Annotated in this window: 21 protein-coding genes; 7 read left to right on the top strand and 14 right to left on the bottom strand. The window is 47.7% G+C overall.

The genetic code is table 11. The features are described 5' to 3' along the window. Nucleotides 1-17: 17 nt before the first annotated feature. The 14 genes from WKS99_RS04785 to WKS99_RS04720 form a co-directional block, all read right to left on the bottom strand. Nucleotides 18-326 carry a hypothetical protein gene (locus tag WKS99_RS04785; protein ID WP_262669057.1) on the bottom strand — a complete coding sequence of 103 codons (309 nt, stop codon included), beginning with the start codon at nt 324-326 and terminating at the stop codon, nt 18-20. A 22-nt stretch (nt 327-348) separates the two neighbouring features. Next, nucleotides 349-831 carry a PTS sugar transporter subunit IIA gene (locus WKS99_RS04780; protein ID WP_340405408.1) on the bottom strand — a complete coding sequence of 161 codons (483 nt, stop codon included), beginning with the start codon at nt 829-831 and terminating at the stop codon, nt 349-351. Further along, nucleotides 818-3,046, bottom strand: coding sequence for a BglG family transcription antiterminator (locus WKS99_RS04775; protein ID WP_340405407.1), 2,229 nt, complete (start codon nt 3,044-3,046; stop codon nt 818-820). The genes WKS99_RS04780 and WKS99_RS04775 overlap by 14 nt, the downstream gene beginning before the upstream one ends. Nucleotides 3,047-5,147: 2,101 nt before the next feature. Next, on the bottom strand, nt 5,148-5,582 hold the full coding sequence (rbsD, locus tag WKS99_RS04770; protein WP_147572906.1) for a D-ribose pyranase: 435 nt from the start codon (nt 5,580-5,582) through the stop codon (nt 5,148-5,150). 17 nt (nt 5,583-5,599) lie between these two features. After that, entirely contained in the window at nt 5,600-6,667 is a 1,068-nt protein-coding gene (locus tag WKS99_RS04765; protein ID WP_262669053.1) for a zinc-dependent alcohol dehydrogenase, read from the bottom strand. Between the two features lie 16 nt (nt 6,668-6,683). After that, nucleotides 6,684-7,496, bottom strand: a complete 813-nt coding sequence (locus tag WKS99_RS04760) for a sugar phosphate isomerase/epimerase family protein (protein WP_340405406.1) — start codon at nt 7,494-7,496, stop codon at nt 6,684-6,686. Continuing rightward, nucleotides 7,493-8,419 (bottom strand): shikimate dehydrogenase family protein, encoded by a 927-nt coding sequence (locus WKS99_RS04755; protein WP_340405405.1) that lies wholly within the window; start codon nt 8,417-8,419, stop codon nt 7,493-7,495. The genes WKS99_RS04760 and WKS99_RS04755 overlap by 4 nt, the downstream gene beginning before the upstream one ends. 98 nt (nt 8,420-8,517) lie before the next feature. After that, nucleotides 8,518-9,552, bottom strand: coding sequence for an NAD(P)-dependent alcohol dehydrogenase (locus WKS99_RS04750; RefSeq protein ID WP_186852388.1), 1,035 nt, complete (start codon nt 9,550-9,552; stop codon nt 8,518-8,520). A 24-nt stretch (nt 9,553-9,576) separates the two neighbouring features. Next, the gene (locus tag WKS99_RS04745; protein ID WP_186852387.1) at nt 9,577-10,881 is read right to left on the bottom strand and encodes a TRAP transporter large permease; all 1,305 of its coding nucleotides are present in this window, start codon (nt 10,879-10,881) and stop codon (nt 9,577-9,579) included. Beyond that, complete coding sequence (locus WKS99_RS04740; RefSeq protein ID WP_186852386.1) at nt 10,882-11,424, bottom strand: TRAP transporter small permease; 543 nt, start codon at nt 11,422-11,424, stop codon at nt 10,882-10,884. A gap of 88 nt (nt 11,425-11,512) precedes the next feature. Beyond that, nucleotides 11,513-12,562: a TRAP transporter substrate-binding protein gene (locus WKS99_RS04735; RefSeq protein ID WP_186852385.1), complete on the bottom strand. Its 1,050-nt coding sequence runs from the start codon at nt 12,560-12,562 to the stop codon at nt 11,513-11,515. Nucleotides 12,563-12,603: 41 nt separating this feature from the next. Beyond that, on the bottom strand, nt 12,604-13,086 hold the full coding sequence (locus tag WKS99_RS04730) for an RpiB/LacA/LacB family sugar-phosphate isomerase (protein WP_186852384.1): 483 nt from the start codon (nt 13,084-13,086) through the stop codon (nt 12,604-12,606). 21 nt (nt 13,087-13,107) lie between these two features. Then, nucleotides 13,108-14,079, bottom strand: coding sequence for a transketolase family protein (locus WKS99_RS04725; RefSeq protein ID WP_186852383.1), 972 nt, complete (start codon nt 14,077-14,079; stop codon nt 13,108-13,110). Between the two features lie 43 nt (nt 14,080-14,122). After that, on the bottom strand, nt 14,123-14,956 hold the full coding sequence (locus WKS99_RS04720; RefSeq protein ID WP_340405404.1) for a transketolase: 834 nt from the start codon (nt 14,954-14,956) through the stop codon (nt 14,123-14,125). Nucleotides 14,957-15,285: 329 nt separating this feature from the next. Between WKS99_RS04720 and WKS99_RS04715 the strand changes: the two genes are divergently transcribed. From WKS99_RS04715 to WKS99_RS04685, 7 genes are all read left to right on the top strand, one after another. Beyond that, nucleotides 15,286-16,059: a DeoR/GlpR family DNA-binding transcription regulator gene (locus WKS99_RS04715; RefSeq protein ID WP_147572884.1), complete on the top strand. Its 774-nt coding sequence runs from the start codon at nt 15,286-15,288 to the stop codon at nt 16,057-16,059. Nucleotides 16,060-16,315: 256 nt separating this feature from the next. Beyond that, on the top strand, nt 16,316-16,789 hold the full coding sequence (locus tag WKS99_RS04710; protein ID WP_147572882.1) for an RpiB/LacA/LacB family sugar-phosphate isomerase: 474 nt from the start codon (nt 16,316-16,318) through the stop codon (nt 16,787-16,789). Nucleotides 16,790-16,870: 81 nt separating this feature from the next. Continuing rightward, nucleotides 16,871-18,241: an aldehyde dehydrogenase family protein gene (locus WKS99_RS04705; RefSeq protein ID WP_147572880.1), complete on the top strand. Its 1,371-nt coding sequence runs from the start codon at nt 16,871-16,873 to the stop codon at nt 18,239-18,241. A 91-nt stretch (nt 18,242-18,332) separates the two neighbouring features. After that, the gene (locus WKS99_RS04700; protein WP_243200929.1) at nt 18,333-18,962 is read left to right on the top strand and encodes a hypothetical protein; all 630 of its coding nucleotides are present in this window, start codon (nt 18,333-18,335) and stop codon (nt 18,960-18,962) included. Further along, nucleotides 18,878-19,093 (top strand): hypothetical protein, encoded by a 216-nt coding sequence (locus WKS99_RS04695; protein WP_262669161.1) that lies wholly within the window; start codon nt 18,878-18,880, stop codon nt 19,091-19,093. The genes WKS99_RS04700 and WKS99_RS04695 overlap by 85 nt, the downstream gene beginning before the upstream one ends. Before the next feature lie 59 nt (nt 19,094-19,152). After that, nucleotides 19,153-19,548 carry an acetyl-CoA hydrolase/transferase C-terminal domain-containing protein gene (locus WKS99_RS04690; protein ID WP_340405437.1) on the top strand — a complete coding sequence of 132 codons (396 nt, stop codon included), beginning with the start codon at nt 19,153-19,155 and terminating at the stop codon, nt 19,546-19,548. 483 nt (nt 19,549-20,031) lie between these two features. Further along, nucleotides 20,032-21,063 (top strand): TAXI family TRAP transporter solute-binding subunit, encoded by a 1,032-nt coding sequence (locus WKS99_RS04685; RefSeq protein WP_240288752.1) that lies wholly within the window; start codon nt 20,032-20,034, stop codon nt 21,061-21,063. Nucleotides 21,064-21,163 lie beyond the last annotated feature (100 nt).

Below are 21,163 nucleotides of genomic sequence, written 5' to 3'. Positions count from 1 at the left end.
CCCTGAATGCCTTTAGATCAGGCCTCCAGCTTTTGGATCATGTCATACAATTCGTCAAGAGTCTTGTCTCTGCCTACTCCAGTGAAGATGCTCATCCCGTCATGGTGTAGTCCTTCCCGCATCTGAAAGGGAGGCTGCCCGACCGTGTAGACAAAATCCGGGTTCCAGGCCTGGATTTTGTTCTGTAATTCGTAGAATGTGCACTTCTGAATGTCATAGCTCACTTTTTTCTTGTCCAGGTAGCTGGAGATCATCATCTGCAGCATACTAGACTGGGCGATAGCCGCTCCACAGGCCACCAGGATGCGTACTTTTCGATTGATCATAAGAATCATTCCTTTCCAGAATTTATTCGGCGGAAGCGCCGTTAAATATATTGCTGAATTCCAGGGGAGCCGATGTTCCCATCAGAGAAGCCAGCATCTCCTCATTGGAAATGGCAGCCATCAGCTTTTGCAGCAGACTCAACTGCTCCTTGGGATCCTTAAGAGCCAGGACAAAGATAATGGACACATCCACCTTCCCATCATCCGCTGTACCGCCGCTCTGAGCGAATTTTACCGGTTGGGACAATCGGCAAGCCGCAATCTGCGCCGTGATCACATGCTGTGGGGTCAGAGAGTGAGGAATGGCAACTCCTACCGGCTCGGTTGGCAGCCCTGTGGCCCACTGCAGTTCCCGTGCGATTACATCCTCGGCATAGCCCTCTGTGACAAACCCCTCGTTCATCAAAGGGCGGCAAGCCTTTCGAATAGCATCTTGCCAATCTTGGGCCTTTACATCCAGTTGGACACAGGAGGAATGAAGCATCATACCGTTAACTTTTTCCAAAATCAACACCACCTATCGTAAAATCCTCTGTTGTACCGATGGGAGCACCGGCATTTTTCTCTTCTTTTTGAAGGATGCTAAGCACATCTTGTTTGGTACGTGCCCGGAAAAGGGTCTCCCGCACCGGCTTTTCCGAAATCATGTTGAATAGTTGGATCATAGCTTCCATATGAGAGGAGCTGTCCACAACAGACAGGGTAAACACCAGCTTGACCGGGTCGTTGCTCTTATTCCCAAAGGAGACAGGACTGCGCAGACTCATAAACCCAAAGCCCAATTTCCTGCAGCCATCTGCCGGGGAGGCGTGGGCGATAAGGACACCGGGAAACATCACCATAGCAGGCCCGAACTCCTGCAGGTTGCGAACAATAGCATGTTTGTACGCCTCAGTCACATATCCCTCCAGCTCCAAGGCCTGGGTAGACTGATAGACTGCCTCCTGCCAGTTCCGGCAGGGCACATCTATGCGCATTAGCCCAGGCAACAGCAGATCTTTCAGATTCCATATACTGTCCTTTTGGGGGAACGGCTTCTGAATCCGTGTATCATGGAGCAGGAGAGAGAGAATATCATACCGAAGCTGTTCAATATTCCGGTTAGCGCCATGACCCTGGGCAATCCGCACAAGCTGTTCGGTCAATTCCATGTACCGGTCTGAGGAGTGATTGGCCTGGCGCGCGTCGATGAATTGCAGGATGTTTCGATAGTCCTGCCGCGTGAAAATGGGGTTTACCCGAATGTAAAGCTCGCTGGGGAGCTGGGGCAGATCCACTGTACTAATAATATAGTCGCAGTGTAGTGACCCCTGTTTGATCTTCTCACAGACATCCCGACCGGACAGGATGTCAGCAATCTCCACATTGAATAGGCTTTTCATCTGAGAGACCACCACCTGGGCCGTGCCATAGCCGGATCCGCAGGCAATGACGACCCGTGCTGGGCGAATCACCTGAGGGTCTCGCTGGTTAATCGCAGCCAAAAAATACAGGGCAATATAGGAAATCTCCTGGTCGCTGATGGGACCGTCACAGCACTGTTCCAGAGGTTTTACTGCTTCGGCGGTATTGCGGAGTAATTGCCCGTGCTTGGCCACCAGATCCTCATAAAGGGGATTTACAATGGACCGGTGGTAGCGGATGCGGTAGATCGTAGGGATAAGATGGGCTTTGAGGTGCTCCACCAACTCTGTCCTGGTTGGACCAAAATCGATTTGATAGAGGCGTTGAATGTTGTCTACCACTTCCTCGGTCACACGATCCAGCCGACTGGATCGCGTCTGATCTCGGCCCAGACGCCCTTGTCCGCTAACGATGCTTTTGGAGCACAGCAACTGAGCGGTGAGATAGTACTGCACTCCGGCTGGAAAGCTGACCTCATACTGTTGGGACAGAAGTTCCATCATCATCCCCGCCGCCTTATACTCCTGCGTCATCATCAGGGTGTCTTTTCCATGAGCAATCCGGATCGGAGTAATGGTTCCGCTACGGGCCCGCTGGGTCAGCAGGGCAAGGCAAAAAATCAGTTTTCCAAAGGCCTCGTCGCTGAAAATTCGGTTGAGAATACTTTCCGCATGCTTCGGAATATCTCGAAAAAGATCCACGTCCAGGTTGCGGAACAGGTCCTCTAGCAGCAGAGTGGAAATCTTTCGTTCCAGAGGCTTGCTGTACAAATATCGATCAAATTCCGCCAGGGAAATGTGATCATTGAGCGTCTGAAGGCATACGCCTAGGATAGTTTCCTCATCGCCCTCTGCCCGCAGGCCTACACGGGTACGCCGGACCAGAGAGATGCTTTGTGCCTCCAGTTGCCGCTCTACAACTTCCAGATCACCGGTTACCGTTGGATATGAGACAATCAGCCTTTTCGCCAGTTCCGACACACTAATATAGGGCACAATGCCGGTAAGAAGGGCCATCTTAATATACAGATACCGCTCCTGCGTGCTATATTTATACTGATATGGGGTGGTTGTGGAGAGAAAGCCCTGCAATAGAACTTCCAGCCCTGGTGTATGCTCTAAATAGATGCCAGCACCAAATCTGCGGCTTAACGGAGGAAGACTATTTTGTTGAAAAAATTTGTCCAAAAGATCTAGGTCATATCGGACAGAACGCTCCGTTTTTCCCATTTGTTCGGCCAGTTTGTTGATAGGGACATAGTCCTGGCAGTTGTATAGGATTTTCAATAAAGAAACGCAGGTGTGATTTAGTTCCATGGAATCGCTCCTTATGGGTGCTATTCTAATCCAGTCGATCAGATTTCTACAATATAATCATCATAAATTTTCTGTAAAAATGAAAATGAAAAATTGAATATTTGGTAAATAAAATACGATTTTCGCATTAATATATTATGCGATATATACAAAAATATCGGAAGGCGGGCGACATGACGCCGAGTATGGGAAACGAAGGACCAAGGGGGGTGAATACGGCTGCTCTCTAATTAGATTCGGACACATATGCCCCGTGTATGCGGCCTCAGCGTTCGACCAGCTGGCTTTCCTCCGGCCGCATTAGATTCAGTATGGGGATTGCCAGATAATGTCAGAGGCTTTCCTCGTATATATGCTGTTCTATATTGCTCATTTTTACTTCTCACACCCTGCTTGTCGTGCGCAAATTTGGTTCCCCATTCAGAACTCCATGCAAGACCAAGAATTGGCACAACAAGGGATAATGCAAAACGCTAACAGAATACTTACAGTTTTTCGAAAAGTGAATATGCCGCTTGTTGATTGGACAATTGATTTTCAATATATGGAGGCATACCCAAGTGGTTAAAGGGGGCGGATTCGAAATCCAGTAGGTCTGCTTCTCCGGCGCAAGAGTTCGAATTTCTTCACCTTCGCCATTGTAGAAAAATAGTAACTTAAAATTGGATATAATTGTATATTTACAGATTGCGGTAAGCATATTTAAGGAGATTCTTTCTCTCTTAAATATACTTTTGTTTATTTGTTAGCAAAGAAAGACTGCTATGATATTTCCATATGGCTATGTACTTGATTGGTGGGGAGATTATAAACCGCCCTTTGTTTGTTGCTTACAGATTATCAGTGTCCCTGATTTTTAATTACACTTGGCGCCTGGGGGACAGAGTAAACCTTGGTCATTGAATATGCAATAATCTACCGCCTCTACCCCGCACCCGCCGCGTGAGTGTCCAGCCGGCCCTGCATCTTTTTTGCAACTACCCTCCATAAAAATAACCACACTGATAAGTGTGGTTATTTTTATGGATACCTGAGAATTTTAAGATGCTGGGATGAAGTGAATTCGTCCCGCGCGGAAGGCTCACTTGTACGACGCAAAAGCACCGCCGGCTCTTTTTTATTAACGCAGGACATGGTAAGTTGACAAACCTAAAAAGCCAGAAAACGGCATATATCAAGGGCTTGAAAATTTTCTCTTCCTGTAGAAGCGGGCGTAAGAAGTGAAAAATGGATTTTGAGTAAGTCGAACCCTCTCTCGTTTCAGTATAAAGTATAAAACCGTCGGATTCTGGGATATAGAATCTTGACAAAAGAAAATGTGTTATGTATTTGCGATAAAATAATTTGCTCGAAGCAAATTGTGGAGACTGAAATCTCCCAGCCCCCAGCGCATTTATAGATTGCTGAAATGTATGCTATAAGTCGTACATCGACACTGAATTTTCAGAATCAATTGTTGGTTTATGAAATCCTCCTCCAATTGGTAGAAAGAGAACAAATAATTATTGCTTGCACCCAAAATCCAAATCATGTAAAATGGTTTTGCGATGGAATTCTGGTTCTGAAGAACGGCATGGATTTATGCCAGAGTACTGTAAACGACCCGTTGCCGTATAGTTGCCTTAAGGAACTTTATGGAGAAGTCTGTAAGTTTTGGCACGGAATAATCGCACCTAACTAGTATAAGTTGTGGTAGTATTCAAAATACTAGGTAGGATCGTCTTTTCGCAAATAAACGATTCGGTCAGTTGAAACGCAGGGCTGGTATCCATTTACGGGATATCGGCCCTGTAGTCTCCATATTGGACATCGTTTTGCTCTTTTAAGATATTTGATGACAATTATTCCTTTTTCAGTACACGGATTATGTTTGACTGACCTTCGAATGAGGATTTATTGCAGCACCGGGGAAAAGAAAACGAAAATTCTGTTCGGTTAATCGGGATAAAGTCAGAAGTTAAAACATAAAAGAGTATCCGCAAGGCTGTCCTTGCAGATACTCTTTAAGAATGGCCTTCCTTTCCTTGGCTCTGTTTATGCATATCAGCCATATGAATAGCCATTTGGAAAAGAGATAGACTCCTAAAATAAAAGAAGTAGCCTACTCTTTTATAGATATATCATATAGTGCCACTGCTTGCGGTGTTCCGGAGGCTGAGGCAAGCATCAGATTAGAGGCGGACCGCAATTCTCCTGTCCGAATGAATAGCTTTACATCCTGGGCTAAAATAATAAATTCTTCCATTGGTACCTCAACATGTGTTTGTGCTTGAAAAAGCTGAGTTATCAACTGATAATATTCTGGGTTTTTTTCAGCCAAGGTGTTCATAATAACGTAGCTCTCAAAAACCATTTCATTGAGAACTGCTTTCAATGTCTGTGGAAGATCAGGGATCCCTCCTACCAAGGAGATATCCACTACATTACCCCCGACAGGAATTGGAAAGCCAGCGTCACAGATAAGTAGTTTATCCCCATGACGCAGCTTTGTCAGCTCGGAGAGAAGCTGCGCATTTAAAATTCCGGACTTTTTCATAATGGAATCTCTCCTTTTTAAAATTCAAAAATGACTTTAATGCCCTTACGACTTTCCACTAGGCGAAACCCCTCCTCCCACTGCTCCAAAGGGAGCCGATGGGTAATAACATCACGTACATCTAATTTGCGTAGTTCCATGAGTTTCAGGCAGTTTTTCCAGCCTTGATAGTCATAAGCAAAATGACCCTGAATTCGGATTCCCTTATTGACATAACGGTCTAGAGAAACGCCTACTGGCCCAGCATCATAACCGACTTTGATAAATTCACCGCCCTTTTGTAGCAGGGCGAGCGCTACCTCAAGAATCTGATTTTGACCAGCACAATCAATCAATACCGGAACCATTTCACCGTTTGTAATGTAAGACACCCGTTGGAATACGTCCTCCTCCTTAGAGCAAATCACATGGGTAGCACCGAACTTTCGGGCAATTTGGATACGATCTTCATTGCGAGAGCGGTTGACTGCGATAATACGTCCGGCACCCATCAGATGGGCAATCTTTATCGCAAGGAGGCCAATCGTCCCTAACCCGAAGATCAGTATATCCTGACCTGGTATTAAACTGCTTTCTTCTACGACGGCCTTATAGGCATTGCAGATGGGGTCCATGAGACTTGCTTCCGCAAAGGAAACATTGTTTGGAATAGTGTAAAGTGACTGAGGATTAACGGATAACAGGTGCCCGGATATTTTGACGTAAGGGGCGAAACCTCCGTCCATGCCGGAACCTAGACCTACTCTGTGGGCACACATTAAGTAATTGCCTTTGGCACACATATCGCATTTACCACACAGGTCACCACTGTTGTCGGATACTACTCTCTGACCGATCTCAAAGCCTTTGATGTGTTTGCCCACTGCGGCGATTACCCCGGAAAACTCATGACCCAGAATCACAGGAGGCCGCAAATTTTCTGAGTTCCCCAGATTCTTCATCCGTATGTCAGAGCCGCAGATTCCAGCCGCCTTTACTTGGACTAACAGATCATCGTCCCCAATTTGAGGGACAGGGCGTTCCATGAGCGTGAGGTGCCCTGGACCTTTTTCAGTCTTAACAAGAGCTTTCATTATAGTTTCCATTTGACACCTCCCCTTGTTAGAGTTTACGCATAGTATCCAGGTCACGCTTCGCTGTCTGGAACACACTCCCGGTGTTACCCATGGGGGGAAGGTGATAGAAATTTTCCGTGATGTACCAGCCGTCGTATCCAATCTCATGCAGTGCGGCAATACTATCTTCAAAACGGCCATAGCCCTTGCCAAGCTGGCAAAAGCCAGTCATTTCCTCTGGACAGTCTTTTAAATGGACGTGGTCGATCCACTGTGTCCCAAAATGCCTGATTTCTTCCGCGGGATCGCCTTTCAGAAATTTGATGGGATTCAGAATATCGTAGCACAGTTTGATCCCAGAACCCACATAGTTTAAAATTTCCTTGATATAATGCTCCTGGAGGATGCTTTCGTAGACTAGTTGGATGCCACAGTCCTCCGATATATGGGCCGCTTGTTTTAGCAGCTTCGCAGTACATTCTATATCATAGCTATTGATAATACTACAAGAATCATAGGAGGTCACCAGTAACGCGGGGATATTCATGGCCTGGCAGGCCTCCAATCCCTTACGGATACTATATAGCGCATGCTTGCCCGCCTCACTATCCACCGGTTTCTGGAGCCCACCTTCCCGAACTAACGTGAACAGGTGCATGGATTGTAGTTGGACCTGGAAGCGACTTGATGCTTCCAGATAGGTCTGTTGGATGTGGGGATCATTCAGTGGAAAACAGTTCCTTGCTCCACCAAGATCGCCTATCTGGATACCATCAAAGCCAATTACCCCAGCGTACTCAATAGCGGAAGGACCTGTTACGGCAAATGACCACTCACAAATTCCGCATTTTTTGCTCATTTGCTTGCTCCCTTCCGTGTTAGGCGTCGAGTACGTAGCTGTCGCATCACCAAAGCCATTAGGAGGGTTTCCTCTCCTTCGAGAGCAAACTCCGGCCCCAAATCCACACCAAAATGGAATTTCATCATGGCCTTTTCCTGATTTACCAGCATGCCCATACCGTTGAGAACACGCAGCCCTCTGGCCTCTGCACGGGCTAAGATGGAGGTGCGCTCTGGATTAAAAATAACGTCTGCTACACAGGCATCCTTGGGGAGAAGATCTATAAAGGTTAAGTCTTCATAATCACCCTGGTGTCCGCTCATGCCCAAACTAGTACACTGAACTACTAGGTCAGCTTCTGGAGCACAGGAACACAGATTCTCCAGCGTCATGGACATTGCTGTAGCCTGAAGTGTAGGGAAATATTTTTTTAAAGATATGGTAATTTTTTCCGCCTTAGATACAGTGCGGTTCAGAATGACCACAGAGGATGCACCCCGCTGGCATAACTCTGCTGCAATAGGACCGGAGACCGCTCCAGCGCCCAGCATCAGGACTTTAGAGCCATAAATAGGAAAGCCGGAGCCTTCGATAGCCATGACCATACCAAGACCATCTAGCCCCACACCGATCAGTTTCCCATCTCGAATCTTTACATGATTCACGCAGTTGAACTCCCGGCTAAATGGCTCTACTTCGTCGCAGAGGGGAATAATGTCACTTTTGTGGGGCATAGTGATATCAAACCCCTTAACACCCAATTGCTTACAGGACTGAATGAACGCCGGTAATTCTCCTTTTTTGACCACCACATTCAAGTTCACTGCATTTAGATTAGCCAACTCGTACATCCGGTTATGGATGGTGCAGGCACAGGCGTGGTCCAAAGGATCGCCGATTTGAAACAATAGCTGAGTATCTACATCGTATTTGACTCGCATTTGTGTTGACTCCTTTTCCAAATAGTGGGAAGCCTCCTGGACCTGTTTAGATCTCAGGAGGCTTCTTCCTTCCTGACCAGAAACACGAAGTTTCTAGATCAGAATTTTAGGATACACTTGACGACTTCGTTGCCCCTGTTGATAGCCGTGTCAAAGGCCTTGTCTACATCCTCAAAGTCGAAAATATCAGGATCTACTGCCTTGAGGTCGATATCACCCTTTTCGATTAGCTTAATGGCTAGGGGGAAGATATTGCGATAGCGGAAGACCGAGCGAATGTCTGCCTCGATTTTTCCGAGCTCATTAAATTGGTAGGGAACTGGATCTGCAATGGTACCGACCTGGACAATCACGCCGCCTCTCCGAACTGCAAAGACGTTCTGCGCAGCTGTCTGGGCCCGTCCGGCTGTTTCAAAGACGACGTCCGCCCCCTTCTCGTCGGTCAGTTCCTTAAGCTTTTCAAGCATATCAGTTTCGGCTACGTTGATGGCGTAGTCGGCACCCAACTCAAGGGCCTTCTCTAATCGGTTCTGAAATATATCCGTGACAATGATTTTCTGCGCATTCATTGCTTTACAGGACAGCAGAGTCATTAGACCTATGCAGCCCATGCCGGTGATTAGGACTACCTTAGAGTTGTCTACCTCGCCCCGGCGGGCAGCGTGCATTCCCACGGCCAGCGGCTCAATCATGGCACCCTCCAAGGTGGAGACGCTCTCAGGCAACTTGAAGCAGCCACGGGCAGGATAGGCCATGTATTTCTTAAAGGCTCCGTTATAGGGCGGAGTGGCCATGAATTTCATGTCCTCGCATAGGTTATACCGCCCGGTCATGCAGTATTCGCAATGTCCACAGCCCAGACCTGGCTCCATGACGACCTTGTCACCTACGGTCACATTGGTGACCTTAGAGCCAATCTCTAACACCTCGCCGGTACATTCATGTCCCAGGACATAGGGAAAGGTGACCTTACGGCGACCAATCCCACCAAAGCGGAAATAATGCACATCGGAACCGCATACACCGCAGTATTCCATCTTAACTAAGACTTCATCGTCTTGAATGACCGGCATTTCGCAGGGGAATACTTGAATTTTTCCTGGTTCCAACAGTAGAGCTTCTCTATTTTCCATCAAAAAGACTCCTTACCATGTGGTTCAGATCCCAAGCGCGGCAGGCAGCCAGGTGATGGCCTGAGGCACATAGGTGGTGAACATCAATACGGTCAACGCCCATAGGAAGAAGGGGGCTAGGTCCTTCAAGAGCTTATCAATGCTACAATTTGCCAAACGGGCGGAAACGAACAGATTGCCAGCCATAGGTGGGGTAATCATACCGATTTCCATATTCAGCAGCATGATAGCAGCAAAGTGGATGGTTTCCACACCATAAGCGTTAGCCACAGGCAACAAAATGGGACCCAGCAAAAGAATAGCGCTGTTGGTTTCCATAAACATACCGGCTACCAGCAGCATCAGATTTACCAGCAGCAGAAATATGTATTTGGAGTCCGTAACCGACATCAGAGCATCGGTTACTTCCTGTGGGATCCCTGTCAGGGTGACCATCCGCCCAGTAATTGCGGACAGGCCGATGATCAAAGTAATACTAGCGGTGGAGACGGAGGAATCGCTGATTACAGTCAGCAACTTTTTCTCAGGCCAGCGTTTTTGTGCCAGTGGAAGGAATGCCCAGCCGACCAGCAACCCATAGAATACGGCCACACCACCGGCCTCGGTGGGAGTAAAGATGCCGCCATAGATACCTACAAAGATGATCAAAGGCATCAGAATCGCGGGGATGGCCCGCCAGGTATTGATTCCAATATTCTTGACATAGGGGCCAAAATTGAAAGGCTCAGTACATTTGGCCTCTTTCCGCCCCATACGAAAGTAGTTGATGACGATGTATCCAGCACCTACCAGAACACCCGGTACGATGGTGACACACCAGACAGCCATCAGGTTGGAGCCAGACATCATGGCAAACATAATGCCAGGGATACTAGGAGGAATCAGGATACCTAAAAATCCAGAGGCGGCAATCAATGCGCCGGAGTAGGGCCGGGAATAGCCCCGCTTTTCCATCTCAGGAATCATCATAGTGCCAATAGCGGTACAGGTAGCCAGGGAGGAGCCAGTCAGAGTGCCAAACAACAGGGAACAAACCACGGCGGTAGCTCCTGTGGAGCCCCGCAGGCGGCCCACCATGGAGTCCACCCAATTGAGCAGAGAGTTTGAGATACCAGTGACACCCATTATATCACCGGCGATGATAAAGGCTGGGATGGCCAGGAAGGTAAACGAGTTCAGACTATTAAAAACAGATGTGCCAATAATTCCAAAATTGACACCGGCACCAGCCATGGTAATGAGAGTAGCTAAGCTCATACTGACAGCTACTGGAATACGGAAAATGGCAAACAGCATGAACAGCCCTAGAAACACAACGAGCCAATGCATTTACTGCTTTCCCTCCTTCATTTCCTTCAGGTCCTTTGAAAAAATACCTGCGGAGGTGAAAATTTCTATAAAGTAGTGGACTGCACATAGTACCATGGCAGCCACTACCGCGTAGCCGACATAGCATAGGGGAATAAGCATAGCGGTAGAAAGGTGATTCTTCGCCTGCAGGTCCAGGGAATAGGTGAACATCACGCTGCTCATATAAATAAAGAATCCACAACACACTATGCTTACAAGAACATCCACAGCGGAAAAAATTGCCTCCTGCCGCTTCTCGCCCTTGACGAACTTTCCACAAATAGTACCGAGAAAATCGATGACAACATGCTTGTGTTCATAAGTAGCACAGGCCGCACCAAAGTAGCTGGTAATGACAAAAAGATATCGCATAGCTTCTTCGGACCAGGCCAGAGAGGATTGGACTACATAACGGAAAAAAACCTGGATAAACATGATGAGCATCATGGAGATAAAGGTAACTATGGCAATAACCCGCTCTCCCTGGTAGAGCCGCTTGCTGATGAGTTGCAGTACATTCATAGATGCCTCTCCTTGTTCTGTTTTGCCGTGACAGGTGACGCTCTGCCCCACCTGCCACGGCCGGTAACCCAAAAGGTGCGATTCCAGTTTAGCCAGCGAGGTTTTCGTTAATATAAGCCATAGCATCCTGGTTGAACATTCCAGTGATGCTTTCGTCAGCCCATACCTTAGTAGATGCTTCCTTCATAAAGGTACTTAGTTCCTCGGTAGTTTCAACGATATGCATCCCGGCCTTTTCCATCTCCTCACAGAAGCCATCAATTGCGGCTACCTGATACTCATAGGCTAAAGCGGTATAAATCTCGGCCTGTTCGCTCAAAATCGTCTGCTGATTTTCAGACAAGGACTCATAGACATCCGTATTAATGCACAGCATATTGGCGGCATAGGCGTGGTTTGTTTTGGTCATATAGCTCTGGAAATCATAGAACCCGTAAAAATAAGTGTTCAGGGGGCCGTTGTCCTGACCATCAATAACATTTTGCTGGAGGGCAGCGGCCACTTCGGAAACAGACATGGCCACAGGATTACAGCCCAGATTCTCGAAGAAAGAAACATACATAGGGGAGTCTACTACACGGATTTTGAGGCCGGATAGGTCACTGGGAGCCTGTATCTCGTGTTTCGAGTTGGAAATCCAACGGAAGTCGCCCTCAAGCAGTTGGCCCAGAATGGTCATGCCATTTTCAGCCATCACGCTGCGATAAATATTGCCCAGTTCACCATAAAGATAATGATCTTCTGCGGATTCACGGGTGGGGAACAGGTAGGGCAGATTTACAAAGCCAAGCTCAGTAATAACGCTGCCAATGCTGATATCAGCCATATGCATCATTTCGACAGAACCATTCATAACACCCTCGATAATCTCACGGTCGGACCCCAATGCTCCGGACAGATCCAGAGAAATCTTAATAGTACCGCCAGACTCCTCCTCAACCGCTTCAGCAAAGGCCTGTAGAGCCGGATACTGGGGACTAGTAGTAGTCAAACCGCCGCCCATGTGAAGTGTGACACTCTTCTCAGCGGTGTTGCTGCTGTCAGCTCCGTTGGTGCCACTACTGGAACTGTCGTTGCTACAGGCAGTTAAAGAGATGGCCATTGCCAGTGCAAGGGAAAAAGCGAATAGTTTTTTCATTGTCAAAACCCTCCTAAAAAATAATGGTTTATTTTTTGCGCTCATTTAAAATTCTCTTCCTCAATACGAGCAATCTCCTGCTGGGCAAACTCTAAAAATTCATGTCGGTCTGCGGGAAAACCGACCTTAAAGGGTGTTTCGAGAAAAAGATCCAGCATTTCTTCCGCAATTGCGGGAGTAAGAACTCCGCCACCCAGGCACATGATGTTAGCGTTGTTGATTGTCTGGCACATACGTGCCTCATACGTGTTATGGCAGAGCACCGCATAGATGCCCTTAAACTTGTTTGCGACTACGCTCATTCCAGCCCCAGTGCCACACAGGAGGATTCCTCGGTTAAAGTGCCCCTGCTGGATTTCACGGGCAGCCTTACACGCCGTGTCAATATAGGAAATAAAGGCGCCGCCCTCCTGCATCCCCACGTCGGTAACTTGATAGCCATGGACTTCCTCAAGTCGATGTTTTAGAGCATCCTTTAGCGGTACAGCCAAACGGTCAGCGCCAATAATGATTGTTTTATCCATCTCCAATGACACCTCTTGCCTTTAATATTTCCGCTTGAGGACCTGTTTTGCTTTTTCTACAATGAAGCGGAAGCTTAGTCCGTACTCATCCATCAGGTAGCGCAGGCTTCCCACATCCCCAAAACGGTCCATATTGGCCACACGCTCCATCGGTACCAGACAGTGCTCTACCAGATACTCTGCGACAGCAGAGCCGAGCCCTCCGTTCACATTATGGTTTTCAGCAGTGACGATGGCACCCGTTTCCTTGGCTGCGGCCTCCACCGCATCGGTGTCTAGGGGCTTGATGGTGAACATATCGATGACTCGGGCTTCGATGCCCTCCTGGGCTAATACCTCGGCAGCGTCAAGTGCCTCGGATACCTCAATACCAGAAGCAATAATCGTTAGGTCTTTTCCGTCGCGCAGTTGAACAGATTTGCCGAGCTGAAACTCCATGCTCTCATCATATACACGGGGAATGCTAGTACGTGGATATCGAATAAAAAATGTGCCGTGAGTGTCAGCGATTTGAGGTAATAGCTTGGCGGCCATCACCGTATCGCATATGTCTACGATGGTCATCTCTGGAATGGCCCGTAGGGCAGCGATATCTTCGTTAGGGGTATGGGTGCCGCCATTGAGGGCGGCGACTACACCGGGATCGCTGCCTAGGATCTTAACGTTTTGTTTGGCGTAAGCACAACTCATAAAAATCTGGTCTAAGGCACGACGGGCAGAAAAACATCCAAAAGTATGGACAAAAGGAATAAAGCCCTCGCTTGACAAGCCGGCAGCGACACCTACCATGTTGGCTTCGGCAATGCCACACTCAATGATCTGCTCTGGATATTTGTTCCAGAGCCCGTAAGTGCCGATGGCTCGCATAAGGTCTGCGTCCAGAGCGACAATTTGTTTACCTTCCAGAATCATCCTTTCAATGGACTGTGCATAGATAGTGCGCATCTCCGGATCTTTAATGTCCTTTCTATTTTGGGCTAAGCTTCCAATCATAGCAAAATCACCTTATTCTTTATCTTGAATTACCCTGAACCCTTTATTTTTGAAGGAAAAATTCCGCACAGGCCTCTGCCGCCTGCTCTGCATTGACCTTGAAGTTATGGTTGTTCTCCAGTGTCTCAGCATAGGACCAGCCTTTGCCCTTTACTGTATGTAGAATGATAGCGGAAGGTTTGGACTGTTCTGCCTTGGCTAGTTCAATTGCGGCCCAGATCTGCTCTACATTATTCCCGTCCGGCACGTCAATAACATTCCAGTTGCAGGCTTTAAATTTTAACTCAAAATTGGGAGGGCCTCCCACTTGTTCCACCGTGCCATCAATCTGCTTTCTGTTGTAGTCCACAAAGGCAATTAACCTGTGGAGATGCTTGGCGCCAGCGAACATGGCAGCCTCCCAGACCTGACCCTCTTGACTCTCGCCATCTCCTATGATCACATAAGTGTAGTTATTGTTCCCTTTTAAATGACATCCCAGTGCAATACCAACTGCGGAGGAGATTCCTTGGCCCAAGGAACCAGTAGTCATATCTACACCAGGGGTACGGTTCATATCTGTATGACTGGGAAGATTTGTAGGGGGCTGGTTCAGAGTGTCTAACATAGCCATTGGAAAATATCCCTTTAGACCAAGGGCTGCATACATAGCAGGACCGGCATGGCCTTTGGAAAGAATAAAACGGTCGCGGTCCTCCAATTTTGGATTTTGGGGATCAATTTTCATTGCGCCGCCATATAGACAAGCCAGTACATCTGCGATGGACAGACAACCCCCTACATGACCGACGCCGATTTTGGAGATCATCTTGATACACTCGCTTCTAATTTCAGCCGCAAATCCAGTTAACTTTGTTTTCTGTTCCTGTGTCATCATAGCTCAGTTATACACCATCCTTAATAGATTGCTTTTTGAATCATTTGAGTGTTCGGTATTTTTTATTTCTGGTTATATTATGTTCTTTTATGTATCATAATATATTTTTTTGAAACAAGAAAGTCAACATGTTTTTTGTGGGAGGTAAAATATTTATTAAAAATATACAACCTGTTTTTTCTTTTATTGGTTGTTTTGACGAAAAAAGTTTAAATTAAATAAACGGAATTTTAAAAATATAAAAAGTGCTGTAACATAGTTGACATTAAGTAATAAATGTACCATAATAAATTTAAATTTATAAAAAATAGAGGAAAGCTGGTGATTCCTTGACTGCATCAGAAAGACGCAATACAATTATCAATTATTTGCAGACCAAGCAAGACTGTGATGTAAATGAAATTATTGACCAGTTTGACGTTACGCCAGCGACCATTCGCCGGGACTTGACTTTTCTGGAAAACAGCGGAAGTATTAGCCGTACCCATGGTGCGGTACATCTTGTAAAAACGCCGGCGGTACCCGGATTCTTGACTAGAAATACTTTATTTGCGGAAGAGAAACAGGCAATGGCTCGTGTGGCGGCGCAAATGGTGCAATCGGGAGATTCTGTCATGCTGGACTCCGGCACGACCGTGCACGCAGTAGCGATTGAAGTTGGAAAACGGTCAGATATTACTCTGATAACGAATTCTTTGTCAATTGTTTCTGCGCTGGAGGCACCCAAACAGAATATTTTGCTTACCGGCGGGTTGTTTGAGTATGATAACCTGGCTCTAGTTGGTCCGGATGTAGAATTGTTCTTAGATCGAATTTCTGCTTCAATCCTATTTTTAGGTGCTACAGGGATTCGTGGATGTGACGGGCTGACAGTTATTTCACCCCTCCAGGCGGGAGTAAAGCGAAAGATGATCCAATGCGCGAAAAAACGTGTATTGGTAATTGATAACAGTAAATTTGCATCAACTGGAATGGTTTTATTTGCATCCTTTGAAGAAATAGACACAATTATTGTAGCCCGGCCAATTGAGGACCCCATTTTGAAACGGCATTTAGATGAAATTGGTGTTCAGGTAATTGTGGCGCTGCCCGAACAAGGTTAAAAGAGAATATATTAAGAAAGTGTTGCGCGAAATCGCGAAGACGGCGATTTCACGCAACACTTTTTTGCTTTGTATAGAGTTCTGAAAAATACTATTTCTTTATGAGAATAAGAAACTCATAAAAAATCCATTATTTTATATTGACAAATATTTTAGGCTAGATTACAATAAACGAAAAATAAATGATATTAAAATAAAAATAAATATTATCTTTTGTATAATAAAAGATAAAAAATATGAGAGATGGTGACTGAATATGAAAATTACTATTGCGGCAGACCCAGGAGGAGCAGAATTAAAAGAAACAATTAAAAAGCACTTAGAAACCTGCGGATATGACGTGACCGACAAAGGAAGCAGGGAGGGAGAACGTGTCCTGTATCCTTCGGTCGGGGATGTGGTAGCTTCTGATATTCAAAGTGGCAAAGCGGATGTGGGCATTGTACTATGCGGAACTGGAATGGGAGTCAGTATTGTTGCCAATAAGCACCGCGGTGTCTACTGTGCTGTGGTGGAGAGCATATATGCCGCCTACAACTGCCGTGAGATTAATAATTGCAACTGTTTGGCTTTGGGCGGCAATATCATTGGGCCTGGTCTTGGTATTCAAATCGTGGATACGTTTTTGAACACAAAATGGAAGGCGGATGCGGATGAAGTGCGCGGTAAACGCTTGGAAGCATTTCTGGATGCAGTTCGTAACATCGAGGATAAACAGTTCCGGACATGAACATAAGAAGCTGTGTTCAGGGAGACCGATCCATCTGTATTTCACGTAGTAATCGAGTTTTATATCAAAGGAGATTTTATTATGAATACACAGGAATATCTGGAGGAACTGATTGGAAAGGCCCGTACGGCACAAAAGGAGTTTGAAACCTATACCCAGGAAAAAGTGGATGAAGCGGTGAGGGCTATTGGAAAGTCCGTCTATGACCATGCGGAGGAACTGGCAAACCTGGCAGTGGAGGAGACCCGAATGGGAAGGGTAGATAGTAAAATCGCTAAGTGCCGGAACAAGGCCAAAAGCACCTGGTGGCGGATGAAGGGAAAGAAGAGCCGCGGTATTATCGAGCGGGACGAGAAGAACGGGATCGTCAAGGTGGCCAAGCCAATTGGCGTGGTAGGCTGCATCACTGCCACCACCAACCCAGTGATCAATCCCATGCACAACTCTATGTGCGCCCTGAAGTGTGGAAACGCAGTGATCATTTGTCCCCATCCACGGGCGAAAAAGGTAGGGGTAAGAACAGTGGAATTGATGAACGAGGCACTAGACCAACTGGGGATGCCCAATAATCTGATTCAGATTATTGCGGAGCCCACCATGGAGCTGTCTGCTGGACTGATGAAGTCTGCTGATTTGTGTGTCTGTACCGGCGGTCCAGCACTGGTCAAGACGGCCTACTCCTCTGGAAAACCTGTGTATGGCGTGGGCCAGGGCAACGTCCAGGTGCTGGTGGACCGGGATGTGGACTATGATGAAGTGGCCAAGATGGTTATTGCGGGCCGTACTTTTGACAACGGAGTGCTGTGTACCTGTGAGCAAAATATCATCTGCCCCCGAGACAAGGCGGGAGAGATGATTGCGGCAGTTAAGGCTAACGGAGCCTATTACATCGGAACCCAGGGGGAGGCGGACAAGGTGCGGGACAGCGCCTTCCCAGATGGTGTGTTCAACAAGGCCTGGACCGGAACGACAGTGCAGGAGATAGCAGAGCTGGCCGGGCTGAAGGACGTCCCCCAGGATGCCAAAGTTATTGTGTGCTGCACCCACGGATACGCTCGGGATGAGGTGCTGTCCAAGGAGAAGCTGTTTCCCGTGCTGGCTCTCTTCCTGTACGACACCTGGGAGGATGCTATGGAGATCGCTCGGGCCAACCTGGCGGAAGAGGGGATGGGGCACAGCGTGGTAATTCACTCCAATACCCAAGAACATATCGAGGCAGTCTCATTTGTAGTTAATGTGTCCCGCTATGCGGTCAACCAGGTGGGCGGTACCGCATTGGGCGGAGCTATGGATAACGGGTTAAATCCCACCACCACCCTAGGCTGTGGTACATGGGGGAATAACGTCATCAGTGAAAATCTGTGGTACACACACCTGATGAACGTGAGCCGTATTTCTTATAAGGTGCCTGAGATGTATATCCCGACGGATAAAGAGATTTGGGCTGAGTAATACAGACAAGGGTCTGTTTGACAGATTGAATGTGAAAGTCCGGCTTAAAGAAGCCGGACTTTCATATTGGAAAAAAGAACCTGGGTTTCAAATGGAAGAAAAAATGTGGAGCGGTCTAAAAAGTAAGTTTACTACCCCAGAAGTAGCGGCAAAGGCAGTCCGTCCAGGGGACTGGGTTGATTATGGATTTGGAGCGGGATTTTCAGAATTGATGGACCGGGCGCTAGCAGAACGCAGAGAGGAACTGACTGATGTGAAGATCTGCGGAGGGCTGGTGATACGGCCGCGGATTGAGGTAGTGGAGTGCGACCCGGAGCAACGGGCGCTTTCGTATTATAGTTGGCACATTGAAGACTATGAGCGGGGACTTCAGACTAGGGGATTGGTAAAATTTACACCAGTTATGCTCCGCTCCCTGCCTTATCAGTATCGGGACAGACATATTCGCTGTGATGTGGCCTTTGTGCCTGTTTCTTTGCCAGACAGCCGGGGATACTATGGTTTGGGCATTTCCAATTACACATGGCGGACCATTTTGAAATGCGTGCGGACGGTAGTTTTCGAGATAAACGAGAGACTTCCCCGGCTACATGGGATGGATTTCATAGGGTACATGTTAGCGAGGCGGACTATATTGTGGAGGGGGAGCATGAATCTCTGCCTCAACGCAGCTATCGGGAGCCCAGTGGAGCGGACCTTGAGATCGCCAAGCTGGTGGTGAAGGAAATCCCCGATGGAGCGGTGCTGCCCCAGGGGTGGGGAGCGTGCCCTTTACTGTGGTCAAGCTGCCAGCTTGGTCAGATCGGAAGGACCTGGGCTGCCACACAGGAACGATCAGCGACGCCTTTTTAGAGCTGTGGAAGGCAGGTAAACTGACCAATGCAAGAAAAGAGGTGGAGCGCATCGGCCGGATGAGCAATGTGATCAGTATCAATGGCGGAGTAGAACTGGATCTTATGGGACAAGAAAATGCAGAATCTGCTGGCACCCGTCGGCTCTCAGGCATTGGAGGACAGATGGACTTCTTAGAGGGAGCCTGCCGCTCCAGAGGAGGAAAAGGTTTTATCTGCTTGAATACTGTTCATAGATACAAAGACGGAACACTAAAATCGAATATTGTCCCATACATTTTCAGTGGAAGCGCTGTTTCTGTTCCCCGGACGATGGTCCAATATGTAGCAACCGAGTATGGGATAGCGAGGATATCTGGACAAACGCTTCGAGAGAGGGCAGAGGCTATGATCGCAATAGCCCATCCTGATTTTCGGGACAGCTGGGCGCAATACGCTCAAGAGCACTTCCAGTAGAGAGCGTGGAGAGGAGAAGCCTTTATAAAAAAGTGCCGGATGGGGACAGTGCTTCCCTATCCGGCGCGCCTCTACAGCGATAAAATATTTAAAAAGTGGTTGAATTGCTGACTGTGAAAGGTGTTCTGTATCCCGATTGTTACGGAAATTTTAGAGTTCTGCCTCCTCACTTTTACTACTTTACTACCTGCTTCACTGAGCGCATATCAAACACAGCGGAATTTGAAATGAAAAAGTTGGAGCAAAAGTAGGCTAAATTACAAAAGTTTAAGAAGAATCCAGAAAATTGTAATATCTCACAAATGTTTCGCGAAATAAAGAAGAGATATTGCGCAGAAAGATGAGCCGTGATATAATACACTCACCCAATGAGGGAAAAAATGGAAAGCAAATCCCCCGGGGGATTTGCTGTGTACGGTCGTACACAGCAAATGGTTTGAGAACCAATGAAATGGTTCAATATCGAAGAAAGGGAGCGAAAAAATGAAAAGAACAAAACAAGCGATCGGGATTTTGCTGTCTGCGGCGATGATGCTGGCTATGCTGGCTGGCTGCGGCGGAAAGCCCAGCACCTCTCAGGGCGGCAGGGACAACAGTAGTGGTGCCGCAAGCGGTTCGAACAGCCCCTCCCGTGGAAATGTGATGATGACTTTTGGAACTGGTGATACTGGCGGTTCCCTATATCCGGCTGGCGCGGCGCTCTCACAGTTATGGACCAACAGCGTTCAGGGTGTGAAGTGCAATACCCAAACCTCTACTGGATCCTTCCAAAACGTTCAGGATGTGGCCAGCGGCGAAGTGGATGTAGCCGTGGCTACCGCCGACGTGGTGCTGAATGGTTACAATGGAGTCGAACCCTTTACATCCGCACTGGAGAATGTCCGGGTTATCGGTGCGGTTTACACCTCTGTTTCCAGTGGCGTAGCGCTGAAGGAGTCCGGTCTGGAGTATGTCCATGATCTGCTGGGCAAGCGTGTTGCTGTTGGCCCCGCCGCTTCCGCTACTGAGAACTCCTGCTTGGATGCCTTCGAGGTTATGGGCATCAGCGCCGAGAATACCAGCCTGGAGAACCTTGGGCTGGGTGATGGTGCCGATTCTGTGGGCGACGGCATCATTGATGCGGCCTTTGGCTTTGCTGGGCTGCCCATTGGCGGACAGCTCAACTTGGCTGCCACTAAGGACATTGTGGTCCTGAACTATACCCAGGAAGAGATCGACGACATTCTGGCTGGAAACGAGGCATACATTCAGTCCACCATTCCCGCGGGCACCTACACTGGTCAGGACTATGATACCTTGACTTTCGGTGTGAAGTGCCTGGTCATCGTGAGCGCGGATTTGGACGAGAGCCTGGTCTATGATATGTGCAAGACCATGAACGAGAACTCTGCCGATTTGGCGGCCGGCAACGCTATCCTCAGCGAAATGACCGATCCCTCCTTCCTGTGTACCAACATGCCTATTCCCCTGCACCCAGGCGCTGAGAAGTATTATGCCGAGCAGGGCCTGATTTGAGCGCCCTGAGCTACAAGGTTTGGTAGTTTCAATATCAATGCGCTAGCGGCCGGAACTGAGGAGCCCTCGGCTCCGGCCTCTCTTTATGTAGGACACGATA

It is taken from the genome of Flintibacter sp. HCN-6482 (assembly GCF_037892565.1).
Taxonomy (GTDB): Bacteria; Bacillota; Clostridia; order Oscillospirales; family Oscillospiraceae; genus Lawsonibacter; species Lawsonibacter aceti.
Note: the sequence above shows the minus strand (reverse complement) of the source record. Positions and strands in the feature narration are given on the sequence as shown.